This is a genomic window from Herbaspirillum sp. GW821-FHT09A12, from assembly GCF_059418325.1.
The window spans coordinates 471,875-488,547 of record NZ_JBWKPR010000002.1 but is presented as its reverse complement, the minus strand read 5'-3'; the positions used below and the strand labels follow the sequence as shown (position 1 = coordinate 488,547).

The following is a 16,673-nucleotide window of genomic DNA, read 5'->3' as shown; positions in this document are numbered from 1 at the left end:
CTCCTCTTGGTTCAATCCTCTTGATTCAAACTCGAGACGGATGAAGCTGCTCCATGCCGCCTCCACGATGGCCGTCCCCGCCAGCGGAGACGGCCGCTCCGATGCCCGGATCAGAAGATCCAGTACAGGCTCAGGAGCAGGTTCAGCGAGCTGCCTTCGCCGTTGAACGACGTCATGCTCGGGTGGTCGGTGTAGCCCATCCCGCCGGTGGCATAGAGTCCCGGGCGGACGTTATAGGTGTAGGCCGCGGTCAGGCTGTTGGTTTCGGACGCCGGGTAGAAGTTGGTGAACGCCGAAGCATGCTGGAGCACATCGAACAGGTATTTGCTGGTCTTGTTATGGCTATAGACGAAGGACAGCATGTCTTTCGGGCGATTGCGAAAGGGCGCGATGAAATAGGCGCGCGCCTCGTAGTACTGCGTGAAGGCCGCCGACTTGGGATCGCCATACATGAAGGTGCCGCCGACATACATGCCTTGGTAGGCGGTGTGCGGCGAAGCCGGCGCGAACTGCCTGAACTGGTAGTCCGCCAGGAGATACACGCCATCGGCGCCGCGCTTGGTCGCGCCGGGATTTACCCCTAGCCGGCTGTAGTCGGCAAACGTCGAGTTGTTGTACATGTAGCCGGCGCGCAGCCATGCGAATGGCTTGTCCGGGGCGGACGCGCGGCGATACCCGACTTCGGTGGTATAGAGCTGGCGCGTCCCGGCGACGCTGGAACCGAAGGCCATGCCGGAGGGATTGGATTGCACTTCGTCGTAGATCGGATTGCCGCTGGGGCCGTGCACCGGCAGGCTGCGCTGCACCGAAGTCTGCGCATACAGCGTGTCGGTGGCATTCCACTTGATGCGGATGTTGGGAGTGCTGATGCTGTTGGGCGACATCCCCAGCACGATCGGCACCGAGGCTGCCGGCCCGAACGGGTTGACCACCATGCCGCCGATGAAGGTGCCGGCGAATTCCGGCAGATTGGCGAAATAACCGGCCTTGACTTCCACTTTCTTGTCGAACAGGGTCTGGTACCAGGACAGGCTGTTGAAGCGGATAGTCGAGGCGCTGTATTGCTGGTCGTTGCTGTTGGTGATGTTGGCGCCCATGGCGATCTGGCCATCCGGCACGCCATGCTGGCTCATGTCGTAGGTCAGATAGGCGGAGTTCCCCATCATGGCGCCGGGGCGCTGGCCGAAATAGGAGCGCCCGCCCGAGCAGCCGTAGCCGAGGCTGTTCTTGGTGCAGGCGCCATAGCCGGCGGGAATCTGCGTGGGCGTATTGAGCAGGTTGTTCTGGAAGATCAGGGAGCCCTGGATCGAAAAGCCGAACCCATGACTGGCCAGCTCGGTGCGCCAGCCGCCATCGTCATTGACCAGGCTGTCGCCATACGACGGGAACATGATGTTCCAGCCCTTGTAGCCGTACTTCGCGTCGAGGGCACGGCCGCGCTCGGAAGAGCTCATCTCGGGCGCGTCGCCGGCAGCAGCCGCTGGCGGCGCCTCCGCGGCGGCGGCAACGGTCGTGGCGATGCCCTGGGGATCGGATGGCGGCGCCTGTTCGGCCGCGATCGATGCCTGCATCGCGCATGACAAGGCGCCCATTGCCATCACGACCCGCACGAACACGCGATAGCGCGCGTGCCTGGTTATTTTCCGTCTTGCCGCCTTGCCTGCGCCTGCGTAAAAAGGCCGGGCGCGCCCAACGCTTGGGATGCTATGTTTCATTTCCTCTGTCTCCTGTATTAGATCGATTTTTATGTGTCGATTCTTGAGGTGCATGCGGGCTCGAGCGGATCTGGATCCCGCAATCGCGATCTGCCTTTGGCTTCGACGGGCACAAAGAACGCGATGTCCGGCAACGGTGGATGGGCGCCGCGGGCGGGAGCATGGGGCCGGGATGGCCGCACGCCGCCGCGCCGCGAAACGCCATTCACCGCAGAGCCTGGTCAGGCCTGTGAGGAGTCTCCGCCTCCTCGTCGATGCCCGGATCGACAAACGCGGAACTGATGCCGATCAGGGTGTCCACCAGCTCTTCCGCGCTGGCGAAATGACGCAATCGCTCCAACAATGAGCGAGCGAAAACAGCTTCGAGGAATTGAACCATCGGGTGTCTCCATTTCGTGCGCCATCGAAACGGGCGCTTTCTTTTTCTCTGGGAAGCAAACGGCTGCATATCGGTCCACTACGGCCCACCACAAATATGAATAATGACTCATTGTTCATATTTAAAACGAAAACCGGCGCTGATTACGCCTGCATCTGAACCAGCCCCTCTTGGAAGCCCGGATCAAATTGTTCGTAGTGTGCTGCGATGGGTGTAACGCTATCACGTTTACAGTCTATGTGGACTGTTTTTATAAAATATTTCAAACCGGGTAGACGGTTTACCTTTGAGGTTCGGGATGCTAGGCTGGTTCAGGCGTAGCGGCGAACCGACGGCATTCTTGCATTCTTAACGCATGGAAAAAATGGAGACAGAAAATGACACAACAGCATGATGCGGCACACCAGGCGCCTCCTGGCGGGCGCCGGCAACAACCCTCCCCCATCAAGGGACTCGGCACCCTGGTCGCGGCGGTGATCGTGGTCGGGGCGTTTGTCGCCTTCAGCGGCGCCTTGGGGATTACGGATATGTGGGTCGGGTTCCTGTTCGCGCTCTATTGGGCAGGCTTGTTGCGCGGGGATTTCAAGCAACTGCCCGGCGCCTTCCTGGGCGCGTTGGTAGGGCTTTCCTATGCCTACCTGCTGCGCGAACTTCCGGCGCTCATGGGAAATGCGGCAATCGCAATTTGCATCGCTGTCGTGATCGCGATGGTTTACCTGCAGATCATGGGATGGCTGAGCATGGCCATCAATATGACCACGATGCTCTTCATGCTGGTCGCCACCATTCCATCGGTCATCGCCACCAGCCAATATCCGAAACTGGTCGTCGCCCTGGCATGTGGCGCCCTGTATTTTGCGGCCGTTGTTTGGGCCGCGAATCAAGTCTCCCGCCGGTTCGGCGCCGCCCCGAAGGCGGCTGCGCCATCCGCGCCTGAAGAGGCTTCGACATCAGCCCTGTATAAGTAAAAAAAGCAAACGCTTCGCACGCTACGCGCGGCACTTTTCCGGGACGCCCCTAAGTCTGTTGCCGGGCGCCGGCTATCCATCCGCGCCACTCCTCCCGCCTTATCGGGACAATCGCTTTTTCGGTTTCGGCGCCTGCGCTACCGCCTGCCAGCTCCCGTCATCCATCAGCCGGTTGAACAAGCGCTCTCTGGCCGGCTTGGACAGCGGCGACAGGCCCAGCAAGATATTGAACACCAGGCCGCTGGCGGCGAAATAGCGCAACAATGCCAAATCAGGATCCTGCGCTTCGTCCTGCATCTTCTTTAAATTGACCCCATACGCTTCCCTGGTCTCATGCAGCAGATCCGGATTTTCGACAATCACGGCAAAGAGCGCGCGTGCGGCGGAATGCGACTGGTTCGTTGCGGCTTTGTAAGTGGCGATCTGTTTTGCCAGCGTCTTCTCCGATTTCAGCGCCCCCTCTCCCGCCAAATAAGCTTGCGCGACACGATCGAACTCCTGGCTTTGGTAGTCGAGCAAGGCCTTCAGGACGCCGTTCTTGGTCCTGAACTGATGCAGGAGCCCGCCCTTGCTGATGCCGCTTTCCAGGGCCAGGGCATCGAACGTGAGACCTTTGACGCCTTCCTTGCTGAGAATGGCGAAAGCGGCCTTGATTGCTTTTTTCCGGGTTATTTCCGAACGTGTTGGATTGTCCATTGATATTCTGTATGTGTATTGATCCGCATAGCGCAGCCGCCGGACGGAAATGGTATTCATGCTGATGCGGCAGCCCGGCTGATTGTAGCAAAAGGAACCGGACAGACGGTCTCTCCATCCCGCCCGCAGCCAGTTTCGCCTTACCCAATTGATGATCCAACCTCATAAGTCCATGCCGTTTTATATGACTAATCAAGGCAATCACTTGGGCGTAGCATCTCCTCCATACCATATGCAACCAGGAGATCGACATGCAAGACGTTATCGTAGTCATCGGGCCGGGATCCATCGGCCAAGCCATCGCCCGCCGGGTAAGCGCCGGAAAGAAAGTGCTGCTGGCCGACATCCGGATTGACAATGCGCAGGCCGCGGCCGACACGCTGTCCAACGCCGGTTTCGACGTGGATGTGGCCGCGGTTGACATTTCCTCGCGGGAATCGGTCCAGTCCCTGGTGCAAAAAGCGACCTCCCTGGGCCAAGTCTTCGGGCTTGTGCACGCCGCTGGCGTTTCCCCATCGCAAGCCGCCGCGCAAACGATTCTGACGGTCGACCTGTATGGCACGGCGCTGGTTCTCGAGGCCTTCGGCAATGTCATCGCCAAGGGCGGTTCCGGCGTCGTGATCGCATCGCAATCCGGCCACCGGCTGGGGCCCTTGCCCATCGAACAAAGCAAGGCGCTGGCCCTGACGCCGACCGACGATCTCCTTGCCCTTCCCTTCCTGGCCCCCGCCGCGGTCAAGGATTCCCTGCATGCCTACCAGTTATCCAAGCGCGGCAATGCGCTGCGCGTGATGGCCGAAGCGGTCCGCTGGGGCAAGCGCGGCGCGCGCGTCAATACCATCAGCCCCGGGATAATCATCACGCCGCTGGCCAACGATGAGCTGCGCGGCCCGCGCGGCGAAGGCTATCGTCGCATGCTCGAGTTGAGCCCGGCAGGCCGCGCCGGCACGCCCGATGAGGTGGGATCGCTCGCCGCCCTGCTGATGGGGACGGATGGGACATTCATCACGGGCAGCGATTTCCTGATGGACGGTGGCGTCACCGCCTCCTACTGGTTTGGCGACCTGGCGCCGGAGCAATGACATGGTGTGGCGCACAACATCCATCAAGACCATCCTGGTGGTCGGCGCCACCGGGAGCATTGGCCGCCTGGCGGTTGCGCAGGCGCTGCATGCGGGCTACGCCGTGAAGGCGTTCACCCGCAGCGCCGCCCAGGCGCGCCGCGTACTGCCGCCGCAAACCAGGATCGTCCAGGGCGACGTCGCCAGCCACGAGGCAATGCGCGAGGCCGTGGCCGATGCCGATGCGATCATCTTCACCCATGGATCGGACGGTTCCGGGAAAGTCGGTTCGAGAAGCGTGGACTATGGCGCCGTACGCAATGCCCTGCTGGCTCTTGCCGGGCGGCCGGTGCGCATCGCATTGATGACTGCGATCGGGGTCACCAACCGCAACGGCCAATACAACCGCGCCACCGAAGCGCATGACTGGAAACGGCGCGGCGAACGCCTGGTGCGGGCCAGCGGCCTGCCCTACACGATCGTGCGCCCCGGCTGGTTCGATTACAACGACGACGACCAGCGCAAATTGAAGCTGCTCCAGGGCGACAAACGACATGCGGGCGATCCCAGCGATGGCGTCATTTCACGCCAGCAAATTGCCGAGCTGCTGGTCGCATCGCTGGCGCTGGATTCGGCCATTGGCAAGACGTTCGAGCTGGTGGCGGAAAAGGGTCCGGCGCAAAAAGACCTGGCTCCCCTGTTCGCCGCACTCAGCCCCGATGTGCCGCATCACCTGGACGCCGTGCTGGACAGCAGGAACATGCAGCTCCAGGCGGAACCCCGGCATGTTCTCGACGATCTGGATGCCATCATGCCGAAGATGGCGAACTGAAGCCGGAAGCAAGACAAAGCCGGCCACCCCGCGACATGGCCGCCCTTCATTCATGAGCAGGCGCGATAAGTCCATGCGCTTTCAGGTACTTAATCGGAGTCCCAAGCTCTCCTACTATAGCCAGACGCACCGCGCCGCCAATCCGGTCCAGTTTCCCAGCCCAAGAAGGAACGAGCCGTTCTCCAGCCAATCAGCCACCAGGATGTCTTATGGACGATTTCAGTGACGTGACAATTTCCCGGCGCAACCTGCTCATCGCAGGCGCCTTGTCGGCAACGGCGGCAAGCCTGCCGGCCGCGGCCGGCGCACAGCCGGCTTCCCCGTCCTCCTCGCAATCCTCTACGCCGCCGCCCTCCAGCGCCGCAGTGTCGCTCAATATCAACGGCACGACGCACAAGCTCAATGTGGACACCCGCACCACGCTGCTCGATGCCCTGCGCGAGAACTTGCAGCTCAGCGGCACCAAGAAGGGGTGCGACCATGGGCAGTGCGGCGCATGCACGGTGATCGTCGATGGCCGCCGCATCAATTCATGCCTGACCTTGACGGTGATGCACGATGGCGCCGAGATCACCACCATCGAAGGCCTGGGGAACCCGGACAATCTCCATCCGATGCAAGCCGCCTTCATCAAGCATGACGGCTACCAGTGCGGCTATTGCACGCCGGGCCAGATCTGCTCGGCGGTCTCCGTCTTGCGCGAGATCAAAGCCGGCATTCCCAGCCTGGTCAGCCCCGACCTGGCCGCGGCGCCCCAACTGACGGATGCCGAGATTCGCGAACGCATGAGCGGCAACATCTGCCGCTGCGGCGCCTATTCCAACATCGTGGATGCGATCAACGAAGTCGCCGGGAGGACAGCATGAGAGCCTTCACCTACCAGCGCGCCGCTTCGCCGGCCGAAGCGGCTGCCGCGGCGGCGCGCATACCCGGCGCCAAGTTCATTGCCGGCGGCACCAACCTGCTCGACCTCATGAAGCTGGAGATCGAAACGCCGACGCACCTGATCGATGTCAATGGCCTGGGGCTGGAGCAGATCGAGGCGACGCCCGAAGGCGGGCTGCGCATCGGCGCCCTGGTCCGCAATACCGACCTGGCTGCCGACATGCGCGTGCGGCGCGACTATGCGGTTCTCTCGCGGGCCTTGCTGGCCGGCGCCTCGACCCAATTGCGCAACAAGGCCACGACTGCCGGCAACCTGCTGCAGCGCACCCGCTGCCCCTATTTCTATGACACCAACCAGGCCTGCAACAAGCGCCAGCCCGGCAGCGGATGTTCGGCGGCCGGCGGTTTCTCGCGCCAGCATGCAGTCATCGGCGCCAGCGCCTCGTGCATCGCCACCTTCCCCAGCGACATGGCCGTGGCCATGCGCCTGCTGGACGCCAGCATCGAAACCGTCCGCCCGGATGGGCAGACGCGCACGATTCCCATTGCCGACTTTCATTCCCTTCCAGGAAACACGCCGCATATCGAAAACGCCCTCGTCCCTGGCGAGCTGATCACCGGCGTCACGCTGCCCCAGCCGATAGGCGGCACACACGTCTACCGCAAAGTGCGCGACCGCAGCTCCTATGCATTTGCGCTGGTATCGGTGGCCGCGGTGATCCAGCCTGACGGCCGCGGGCGCGTCGCCCTGGGCGGCGTCGCGCACAAACCGTGGCGGATAGAGGCGGCTGAAGCCGCCATGCCGCAGGGAGCCGCCGCGGTATCGGAGCGCTTGCTGGCCGGCGCCACGCCTACCGCGGAAAACGCGTTCAAGATCACGCTTGCCAAACGCACGCTTGCCGCAGTGCTGTCTGAAGTGAAGAAAGGTTGATGCCATGCGATTCGATACGCCCGCCACCAGCAATCCCATCGACCAGCAGAAAGTCATCGGCCACGCCGTCGACCGCGTCGATGGCCGCCTCAAGACCACCGGCGCCGCCCCGTATGCGTATGAACAGCATCAGGCGGCGCCCAATGCGGTCTATGGCTACGTCGTCGGCGCCGCCATCCCCAAAGGCAGCATCCGGTCGATGAACACCATGCCGGCGCGCCGCGCGCCCGGCGTGCTGGACATCGTCACCGCCGAGAATGCCGGCGCCCTGGGAAAAGGCACCTGGAACACGGCCCGCCTGCTGGGCGGCCCGGAAATCCAGCATTACCACCAGGCGATTGCCTTGGTGATCGCCGAGACATTCGAGCAAGCCCGGGCCGCCGCGCAATTGATCGAGGTCGATTACGTGACGGCAAAAGGCGCCTACGACCTCGATGCCGTCAAGGCCTCCGGCGCACTGTCCGGTCCCCAGCCCGGCGACAGGCGCGTGGGCGACTTTGACGGCGCCTATTCGGCCGCGCCCGTGAAACTGGATGCGACCTACAAGACGCCCGACCACTCGCATGCAATGATGGAGCCGCATGCCTCCATCGCCTCCTGGAGCGGTGACCAGCTCACGCTATGGACTTCCAACCAGATGGTGGACTGGGGACGCGGCGACCTGGCCAAGACCCTGGGCATTCCGAAACGGAATGTGCGGCTGGTGTCGCCGTATATCGGCGGCGGTTTCGGCGGCAAGCTGTTCTTGCGCAGCGACGCCATACTGGCCGCGCTGGGCGCCAGGCTGGTCAAGCGCCCGGTGAAGGTGAGCCTGCCCCGTCCCTTCATCTTCAACAACACCACACACCGCCCGGCCACCATCCAGCGCATCCGCCTGGGCGCCACCCGCGACGGCAAAATCACCGCCATCGCGCATGAGAGCTGGTCCGGCGACCTGGCGGGCGGCAAGCCCGAAAATGCCGTCCAACAGACCCGTCTGCTCTACGCCGGCCCCAACCGCCTCACCGGCACCCGCCTGGCGGTGCTGGACCTGCCCGAGGGCAACGCCATGCGCGCGCCGGGTGAAGCGCCCGGCCTGATGGCCCTGGAAATCGCCATGGATGAGATGGCCGAAAAGCTGAAAATGGATCCGGTCATGTTTCGCATCAAAAACGAAACCAAGGTCGATCCGGAGAACCCCGACCGGCCATACTCGCAGCGCCGGCTCATCGAATGCCTGCGCACCGGCGCCGAGCGCTTTGGCTGGAACAAGCGCAACCCCAAGACGGCCTCGACCCGGGACGGCCGCTGGTGGGTCGGCATGGGCGTGGGCGTGGCCTTCCGCAACAACCTGGTCATGCGTTCAGGCGCCCGCTTGCGCCTCTCGCCGGCCGGCGTGGTCACGGTAGAAACCGACATGACCGATATCGGCACCGGCAGCTATACCATCATCGCCCAGACCGCCGCCGAGATGATGGGGCTGCCGCTGGACAAGGTCGTCGTCAAACTGGGCGACTCCGACTTTCCCGTCTCCGCCGGTTCCGGCGGCCAATGGGGCGCCAACAGTTCAACCGCCGGCGTGTACGCGGCCGCCGTCAAGCTGCGCGAAGCCGTGGCGCAGCGCCTGGGGATGGATGCGGCCAACGCCGAATTCAGCGACGGCATGGTGCGCGCCGGGGCCAAGGCCGTGCCCCTTGGCCAGGCCGCCATGGAGGGCGAACTGGTCGTCGAAGACGCGATGGAATACGGCGACCTGACCAAGCGCTACCAGCAATCCACCTTTGGCGCCCATTTCGTCGAAGTCGGGGTCGACATCCATACCGGCGAAATACGTATTCGCCGCATGCTGGCGGTATGCGCCGCGGGCCGCATCCTCAACCCGAAATCGGCACGCAGCCAGGTCATTGGCGCCATGACGATGGGCGTCGGCTCCGCGCTGATGGAAGACCTGGTGGTGGACAAACGCCGGGGCTTCTTCGTCAACCACGATCTTGCCGGCTATGAGGTGCCGGTGCATGCCGACATTCCGCATCAGGATGTGATCTTTATCGAGGAAACCGATCCCATGTCCTCGCCGATGAAAGCCAAGGGCGTCGGCGAGCTGGGTTTGTGCGGCGTCGGCGCCGCCATCGCCAATGCCGTTTATCACGCCACCGGGGTGCGCCTGCGCCAATACCCGCTGACCCTGGACAAACTGCTGGAACATCTGCCCCATGTTGCCTGATATGTCCGGGCGGCGGCCCACGGTCTTGATCCTCGCCAGCGGCGCCGGCAGGCGCTTCCTGGCCTCGGGCGGGCGGCACGACAAGCTGGCCACGCCGCTGGCGGGGCGGCCGCTCCTGGATCACGTCGTTGCCGCGGCCGCCGCCAGCGGCCTGGACTGGCATGTGGTGCGCGGCATCGAAGGCGGCATGGGATCGTCCATTGCCGCCGGCATCGCGGCCACCGCAAGCGCCGCCGGCTGGCTGATACTGCCGGCCGACCTGCCGTTGATCAAGCCGCAAAGCCTGTCCCGGGTCGCCGCATTGTTGCAGGCGCATGCCGTGGTCGTCCCCCATCACGACAACACGCCAGGCCATCCGGTCGGATTTGGCCGCGAACACCTGGACGATTTATTGAAACTGCAGGGGGAAGACGGCGCCAGATCGATCGTGCGGCGGCAACGCCTGCTCGGCGCGGTACACGATGTCGTGCTCGACGATGCCGGTATCGTGATGGATGTCGACACCATCGAAGACCTCGCCAGAATCGAGGCGGCAATGCTTGCCGCCAGCCAGGGAGCCAGCCATGGAAAACACTGACATCAGCGTACTCAGGCAATTGCATGCGTGGCGCCAAGGCGGGCATGGCGCCTTGCTGGCCACGGTGGTGCGCACCTGGGGCTCATCGCCTCGTCCGCCGGGATCGATGATGGCGCTGCGCGACAATGGCTGGATCGTCGGCTCGGTGTCCGGCGGTTGCATCGAAGATGACTTGATCCAGCGCTATCGCCGTGACGACGGGGAGATGGCGCTGCCCGATGCCAGACCGGAACTCCTGCGCTACGGCGTATCGGCCGATGAAGCCCATCGCTTCGGGCTGCCCTGTGGCGGCACGCTGGAATTGCTCCTCGAATTCAATCCGGATCCCGATCAGCTCCGGCAACTGGTGCGCCAACTCGACGATGGCCGCTTGATACGCCGCAGCGTGGATCTGCGGGATGGCCGGGCGCGCATCGAACCGGCCGCAGCGCCGGCGGCGCTGGGATTCGACGGCGCGCAGCTGGCCGTCACGCTGGGGCCGGCCTATCGCATGCTGCTGATCGGGGCCGGCGCCCTCTCGCAATACCTGGCGACGATGGCCTTATTCAGCGGATTCGAGGTCACCCTGTGCGATCCACGGCGCGAATATCTCGCCGCCTGGGAGGTCGCCGGCGTGAAGATAAGCACCGACATGCCAGACGATGCGGTCCTGGCCTTTCAGCCAGACCGGCGCAGCTGCATCGTCGCCTTGTCGCACGACCCCAAGCTGGACGATTTGGCCTTGCTGGAAGCCATTCATAGTCCGGCGTTCTATATCGGCGCCATCGGCTCCCGGCGCAACAGCGCCAATCGACGCGACCGGCTGGCCACGCACTTTGGCGCCAGCCAGGAGGTGCTGGATCGGCTGCACAGTCCGGTGGGCATCTTCATCGGCAGCAAGACGCCTCCCGAGATCGCGATCAGCACGATGGCAGAGATCCTGGCCGCGAAGAATGGCGTTGCGCTGTCGCCGGGGATGCAAGTCGGCGTGGCCAAGAGCGCCTTGAACATGGCCTGAGACGGTGGCAGGCGCCTGTCGCCGTCACCCTTTATCGATGAATTGAATTACCCGCAACCAAGGAAAGTTTGTCATGAAAATCAGCCGCAATGGCTCCCAACCCTCGGCCAAAGGCCCCGCAGAATACTTTACCGGTGCCGTGCGCATCGACAGCTTCTTCAACGCCGAAGCGCCGGCCCGCAGTGGAGGCGCGATCGTGACCTTCGAACCCGGAGCCCGTACCGCCTGGCATACCCATCCGCTGGGACAAACGCTCATCGTCACCAACGGCGTCGGCTGGACCCAGTGCGAAGGCGGCCCTCGCACCGAGATCCGCGCCGGCGACGTCGTATGGTGCCCGTGCCAGCGCCGCCACTGGCATGGCGCGACGGACAAGACGGCCATGTCGCACGTGGCCATCACCGAGATGCTGGATGGCAAGAATGTCGAATGGATGGAACACGTCACCGACGAGCAATATCTGGCAGGCCCGGTCGTCACCGACTGAAGTGCGCCATCCCGCTTTTCAAACTCAAGGAGGACGATGAATGTCGCAACCCAAGCTGTGCGTGATGTTTCCCCTGGCTGTCTTGCTCGCCGCCTGGTCGGCATGTTCCCTGGCCAGCAGCGTGTCGGAGCAAAAGATCGATCCGGCCGGCAGCCAGCGTTCCATGACCGGCCCGGCCGATTTCTTCAGCGGCAGAGTCCGCGTGGATCCGCTGTATCAGGCCAATGACCAGATCAATGCCTCGGGCGCCTACGTCACCTTCGAGCCGGGTGCGCGCTCGGCCTGGCATACCCACCCTGCCGGCCAATATCTGGTGGTCGTGGCCGGCGTCGGCGTTACCCAGGAATGGGGCCGGGAGGCCCGTGAAATCCGGCCCGGGGATGTGGTCTGGTGCCCGCCCGGCGTCAAGCATTGGCACGGTGCGGCCCCTAATACGGCCATGACGCACATTGCCGTCACCGGCGCCAGGGATGGCAAGAGCGTTCAGTGGCTGGAAAAAGTCAGCGACGCGCACTATCAGGCAGTCCAGACCGTGGGGCAGCGATGATGAGATCCCTGCTGGCCCTGCTCGCCATGTCTGCCCTGCTGGCCCCGTGTTCGGGTGTCGCCAATGAAATCAAGGAAATAAAGGAAAGTGATTCAACAATGAATATGGAAAAACCCACCAAGCTCACCGCCACTCAGCAAGTGGTTGCCCCGATCGGCGCGTTTGCGGCGACCGGCGACATGGAGAATTTGAACCTGGCCTTGAATAAGGCGCTCGATGCCGGCCTGAGCATCGCCGAATGCAAGGAAATCCTGGTGCAAATGTATGCGTATGCCGGCTTCCCGCGCAGCCTCAATGCGCTCGGCCTGCTGATGACGGTGGTCGACCAGCGCAGCCAGCGCGGCATTCGCGACATCGCCGGAAAAGACCCGAGCCCCCTGCCGCCCCCCGCCGACATGCTGGAGGTCGGCGCCAGGAATCAAACGCAATTGATCGGCGCCCCGGTCAAGGGGCCCTTGTTCGATTTCGCTCCCGCCATCGACCAATACCTGAAGGCGCATCTGTTCGGGGATATCTTTGCCAGGGACAACCTCGACTGGCAAAGCCGCGAGCTGGCCACGGTAGGGGCGCTGGCCTCCCTGACGGGAACCGAAGCCCAGTTGCAGTCCCATTTGAAAATCAGCCTCAATGTGGGCCTGAGCCCCGCGCAACTCCGGCAATTGCCGTCGCTGCTTGAGCAAAGCAATGGCATCGACGCTGCCGGCAGAATGAAAAAAGCGCTTGATGCCGTCCTGGTCGATTGACGCTTGATTGATTGACGCCTGATTTTTTCATGCGGCGTCCCGGGCAAGATCGCTGGCGCGCGTCTTCGATGCGCTGCTGGCGCAGCTGCTCAGTCCGAACGGGTTTCCAGGTTCCGAAAAAAAATGCCGTTCAGTGCTTAACTGAACGGCATTACCGGCATGCCGGCGTCTTGCCTGCGGCAAGGCGCCGGCCGTGAGGCGATTACCCGACTGCCTGCAGCGTAGCCATGTCGATCACGAACCGATAGCGAACGTCGGACCGTTCCATACGTTCGAATGCGTGGTTGATCTCATCCATCTTGATCATCTCGCATTCCGGAAGGATGTTCTTGCGGGCACAGAAGTCCAGCATCTCCTGGGTTTCGCGGATGCCGCCAATCAAGGAGCCGGCAATACGGCGACGCCCCAGGATCAGCGGCACGGTATTGGTTTCGGCGACAGGGCCGACTTGGCCAACCAGCACCAGCGTGCCATCGATGTCCAGCAGCGGCAGGTAGGGATTGAGGTCGTGCTTGACCGGCACCGTATCGATGATCAGATCGAATGACGATTGCGCGGCCGCCATCGCATCGGCGTCGCCCGATATCAGCAAGCCGTCCGCGCCCAGCTGCAGCGCATCGTTTTCCTTGCCTGCCGTGCGGCTGATCACGGTCACCTCGGCGCCCAATCCTACGGCCAGTTTCACCGCCATATGACCCAGCCCGCCAAGGCCCACCACCCCGACCCGGCTGCCGGGGCCGACGTTCCATTTGCGCAGCGGCGAGTACGTGGTGATGCCGGCGCATAGCAACGGCGCGGCACGCGACAGATCCAAGCCGTCAGGCATACGCAACACGAACTCTTCGCGCACCACCAGGTGCTTTGAATAGCCGCCCATCGTCATTTCTCCCGTCACCCGATCAGGAGCGTTGTAAGTGTCTGTGCGGCCATTGCTGCAGAACTGCTCTTCGCCATGATGACAGTGCCCGCATTCCTGGCAGCTATCCACCAGGCAGCCCACGGCTACTGCGTCGCCCACCCGATATTTGGTCACGTCGTTGCCAACAGCCGTCACCCGGCCGACGATCTCGTGGCCGGGAACCGCCGGATAAACTGTCCATCCCCAGTCGTTGCGGGCGGTATGCAGGTCGGAGTGGCATACACCGCAATATAAAATTTCCATGGCGACGTCGTTGGCGCGCAGCTCACGTCGCTCGAAACTGAATGGCGCCATCGCGCTGTCGGCGCTTTGCGCTGCATAACCGGTAGTTTTCATGCTTTCCTTTCGATGATGAATGTCCCGTGTCCGGCTGTGCCAATGCCAGGTGTCAATCGCCGATCGATCAATTTAGCCGAGGCGGCCGGCAAGATGACAGGCCCATTGGCCCGCCGGAATGAAGCACAGGGACAACGGATCTCCATGCTATCGAGGTGCGGCGAGTTGATTAAGTACTAAAAACCGGATGCCTTTATGAGAAGCAATCATCAATCGCCGCGCCTCAGCGCAGCGTGACCGGCGTATGTTCCTGCTCGTAGCGCAAGGCATCGATCAGCACCCGCAGCGCTCCGGATTGGCGCCGGTTGGGGTAATAGAGATGAAACCCGGAGAAGGTCTGGAACCAGTCTTCGAGGACAAACCGGAGATGGCCCGACTTGACGTGCGGCAGCGCCAGATCGTCCGGCAGGCAGGCCAGGCCAAGCCCGGCCAGTGCCGCCTCTTGTACCTGGTAGATATTATTGAATGCCAGTTGCCCGTCCACTCTCACTTGCAAGGCGCGCTCGCCCTTCTTGAGTTCCCAGGCATAGAAGCCGCCCAAGGTGGGCAGCCGCAGGTTGATGCAGTTGTGCCGCAGCAGGTCCTGCGGTTCCACTGGAACGCCGGCGCCGGCCAGATAAGCGGGCGAACCGACCACCGCCATCCGGATGTCAGGCCCGATGCGCGCGGCGATCATGTCCTTGGCAACCTGGTCGCCCAGCCGGATGCCCGCATCGTAGCGCTCGGCGACGATATCGACCAGGCCATAGTCCACCACGATTTCGATCTTGATGTCCGGATAGGCCGGCAAAAGGCGCTGCAGGCAGGGCCGCAGGATGCTGCTGGCGGCGTGATCGCTGGAAGTGATGCGCAACTTGCCGGCCGTCCTGTCGCGGTATTCGGCCAGGGCGCTCACCTCGCCGTCGATCTGGTCGAACTGCGGGCCGATGGTCTTCAACAGGCGTTCGCCGATTTCGGTGGGCGCCACGCTGCGGGTGGTGCGCGCCAGCAGGCGCACGCCCAGCCGCTCTTCCAGCGCACGCACGGTATGGCTGAGCGCCGACTGCGAAATGCCCAGTTGCCCGGCGGCACGGGTGAAGCTGCGCTCGCGGGCGACGGTCAGGAAGATCAGCAGATCATTGAAATTTTCACGCGCCATCCGCAAGCCCCGAAATGAGAATGCCATCGGCGCTGGCCGGCGCCATGCATGGACAGGAACCGGCCGGCAATGGACCGATTGCCGGTGGGTATGCTAAAGCAGCTTTTTGTCGCGATTAAGTACTTAAACCCGCATGAACTTATGAGCGCCACTCATCAATTTGCGGCCGGCGGCGCCATCAGCGCGGCCCCGCGCCTTTGTGCCGCAGCGCTTCCACCAGCAGGTTGAAAGCGGGAGAGGATTGGCGGCGGCTCGCATAGTAAAGGTGGTAGCCGGGGAAGGTCGGGGTCCAGTTTTTCATGACGCGTTTCAGTGCGCCGGACTCCACGTGCGGATCGACCATGTCCTCGGGCAAATAGGCCAGGCCAAAGCCGGCCAATGCCGCCCGCAGAATCGGCGTGCTGCTGTTGAAGGTCCACTGCCCTTCGACGCGCGCCTTGACCATGTGCCCGTCGCGCTCGAACTCCCAAGCCATCAGGCCACCATGCGTCGGCAGCCGGAGATTGATGCAATTGTGCTGCGCCAGGTCGGCCGGCTTCTGCGGGCGCGGCTTGCCGTCGAGATAGCCGGGGCTCCCCACCACCGCCATGCGCAGGTCCGGGCTGATGCGTACCGCGATCATGTCCTTTTCCACCTGGTCGCCCAGGCGCACGCCGGCGTCATAGCGGCCGGCGACAATGTCGGCCAGCCCATAGTCCACCGTGATTTCCACGTTGATCTCCGGATATTCCACGGCCAGCCTGGCCAGTGCCGGCCACAGTACCGTATTGGTCGCATGTTCCGCCGCAGTCAGGCGGATGGTGCCGGCCGGCTTGTCCTTGAGCAGGCTCAAGGCGGCCAGTTCCGCCTCGATCTCATCGAAGCGGGGACTGATGGTCGCCATCAGGCGTTCGCCGGCCTCGGTGGCCGAGACGCTACGCGTGGTGCGGGTCAGCAGGCGTACGCCCAAGCGGGCCTCGAGCGCGCGAATGGTATGGCTCAACGCCGATTGCGAGACGCCCAGCTGGGCCGCCGCACGCGTGAAACTTCCTTCCCTCGCGACGGCGACGAAGGCCAGCAAGTCATTGTAATTCTCCCGCGCCATTCATGAGCTCCCTTCATAAGATCATGCGCATTGTAATGGCTAATCAAAGTGGACAACACTGATTACCATGCGCATGGTGCAGTGCAGAAGAAAAACGTCCATCCATGCGGTTCCTGGCGCCCTTTTCTGACAAGCCACTCCAATAAGCGGGACAGCGCTCCCATCATCGCCAAAA

The 16,673-nt window shown here is 63.1% G+C and carries 17 protein-coding genes; 11 read left to right on the top strand and 6 right to left on the bottom strand.

The features are described from left to right. Positions 1-110 precede the first annotated feature (110 nt). Positions 111-1,715: a carbohydrate porin gene (locus AC07N6_RS07330; protein WP_494779650.1), complete on the bottom strand. Its 1,605-nt coding sequence runs from the start codon at positions 1,713-1,715 to the stop codon at positions 111-113. A 205-nt stretch (positions 1,716-1,920) separates the two neighbouring features. Next, positions 1,921-2,094, bottom strand: coding sequence for a hypothetical protein (locus AC07N6_RS07325; RefSeq protein ID WP_494779649.1), 174 nt, complete (start codon positions 2,092-2,094; stop codon positions 1,921-1,923). Between the two features lie 377 nt (positions 2,095-2,471). On the opposite strand from AC07N6_RS07325, the gene AC07N6_RS07320 reads away from it, so the two are divergent. Beyond that, the gene (locus AC07N6_RS07320; RefSeq protein WP_494779648.1) at positions 2,472-3,062 is read left to right on the top strand and encodes a hypothetical protein; all 591 of its coding nucleotides are present in this window, start codon (positions 2,472-2,474) and stop codon (positions 3,060-3,062) included. Between the two features lie 99 nt (positions 3,063-3,161). Here the strand turns inward: AC07N6_RS07320 and AC07N6_RS07315 are convergent, their stop codons facing one another. After that, a complete protein-coding gene (locus AC07N6_RS07315; RefSeq protein WP_494779647.1) occupies positions 3,162-3,818 on the bottom strand; it encodes a TetR/AcrR family transcriptional regulator in 657 nt (218 codons plus the stop codon). A 191-nt stretch (positions 3,819-4,009) separates the two neighbouring features. On the opposite strand from AC07N6_RS07315, the gene AC07N6_RS07310 reads away from it, so the two are divergent. The 10 genes from AC07N6_RS07310 to AC07N6_RS07265 all read left to right on the top strand — a co-directional run bounded on the left by AC07N6_RS07310 (position 4,010) and on the right by AC07N6_RS07265 (position 13,021). Beyond that, the gene (locus tag AC07N6_RS07310) at positions 4,010-4,840 is read left to right on the top strand and encodes an SDR family oxidoreductase (RefSeq protein ID WP_494779646.1); all 831 of its coding nucleotides are present in this window, start codon (positions 4,010-4,012) and stop codon (positions 4,838-4,840) included. Position 4,841: 1 nt separating this feature from the next. Further along, positions 4,842-5,651, top strand: coding sequence for an SDR family oxidoreductase (locus tag AC07N6_RS07305; protein ID WP_494779645.1), 810 nt, complete (start codon positions 4,842-4,844; stop codon positions 5,649-5,651). A gap of 209 nt (positions 5,652-5,860) precedes the next feature. After that, a complete protein-coding gene (gene paoA / locus AC07N6_RS07300) occupies positions 5,861-6,517 on the top strand; it encodes an aldehyde dehydrogenase iron-sulfur subunit PaoA (protein ID WP_494779644.1) in 657 nt (218 codons plus the stop codon). Further along, positions 6,514-7,467, top strand: coding sequence for an FAD binding domain-containing protein (locus AC07N6_RS07295; protein ID WP_494779643.1), 954 nt, complete (start codon positions 6,514-6,516; stop codon positions 7,465-7,467). Before paoA ends, AC07N6_RS07295 begins: the two co-directional genes overlap by 4 nt. 4 nt (positions 7,468-7,471) lie before the next feature. Next, positions 7,472-9,670 carry an aldehyde oxidoreductase molybdenum-binding subunit PaoC gene (paoC, locus tag AC07N6_RS07290; RefSeq protein WP_494779642.1) on the top strand — a complete coding sequence of 733 codons (2,199 nt, stop codon included), beginning with the start codon at positions 7,472-7,474 and terminating at the stop codon, positions 9,668-9,670. Then, a complete protein-coding gene (locus tag AC07N6_RS07285; protein ID WP_494779641.1) occupies positions 9,660-10,247 on the top strand; it encodes a nucleotidyltransferase family protein in 588 nt (195 codons plus the stop codon). The genes paoC and AC07N6_RS07285 overlap by 11 nt, the downstream gene beginning before the upstream one ends. Beyond that, positions 10,234-11,244, top strand: a complete 1,011-nt coding sequence (locus AC07N6_RS07280) for an XdhC family protein (RefSeq protein WP_494779640.1) — start codon at positions 10,234-10,236, stop codon at positions 11,242-11,244. Before AC07N6_RS07285 ends, AC07N6_RS07280 begins: the two co-directional genes overlap by 14 nt. A gap of 73 nt (positions 11,245-11,317) precedes the next feature. Further along, positions 11,318-11,731 (top strand): (R)-mandelonitrile lyase, encoded by a 414-nt coding sequence (locus tag AC07N6_RS07275; protein WP_494779639.1) that lies wholly within the window; start codon positions 11,318-11,320, stop codon positions 11,729-11,731. A gap of 40 nt (positions 11,732-11,771) precedes the next feature. Beyond that, a complete protein-coding gene (locus AC07N6_RS07270; RefSeq protein ID WP_494779638.1) occupies positions 11,772-12,278 on the top strand; it encodes a (R)-mandelonitrile lyase in 507 nt (168 codons plus the stop codon). Then, positions 12,278-13,021, top strand: coding sequence for a carboxymuconolactone decarboxylase family protein (locus AC07N6_RS07265; RefSeq protein WP_494779637.1), 744 nt, complete (start codon positions 12,278-12,280; stop codon positions 13,019-13,021). The genes AC07N6_RS07270 and AC07N6_RS07265 overlap by 1 nt, the downstream gene beginning before the upstream one ends. A 202-nt stretch (positions 13,022-13,223) precedes the next feature. On the opposite strand, the gene AC07N6_RS07260 is transcribed toward AC07N6_RS07265, so the two are convergent. The 3 genes from AC07N6_RS07260 to AC07N6_RS07250 form a co-directional block, all read right to left on the bottom strand. Then, positions 13,224-14,276 carry an NAD(P)-dependent alcohol dehydrogenase gene (locus AC07N6_RS07260; RefSeq protein WP_494779636.1) on the bottom strand — a complete coding sequence of 351 codons (1,053 nt, stop codon included), beginning with the start codon at positions 14,274-14,276 and terminating at the stop codon, positions 13,224-13,226. A 223-nt stretch (positions 14,277-14,499) separates the two neighbouring features. Then, positions 14,500-15,414, bottom strand: coding sequence for a LysR family transcriptional regulator (locus AC07N6_RS07255; protein ID WP_494779635.1), 915 nt, complete (start codon positions 15,412-15,414; stop codon positions 14,500-14,502). Between the two features lie 178 nt (positions 15,415-15,592). Then, complete coding sequence (locus AC07N6_RS07250; protein ID WP_494779634.1) at positions 15,593-16,498, bottom strand: LysR family transcriptional regulator; 906 nt, start codon at positions 16,496-16,498, stop codon at positions 15,593-15,595. Positions 16,499-16,673 lie beyond the last annotated feature (175 nt).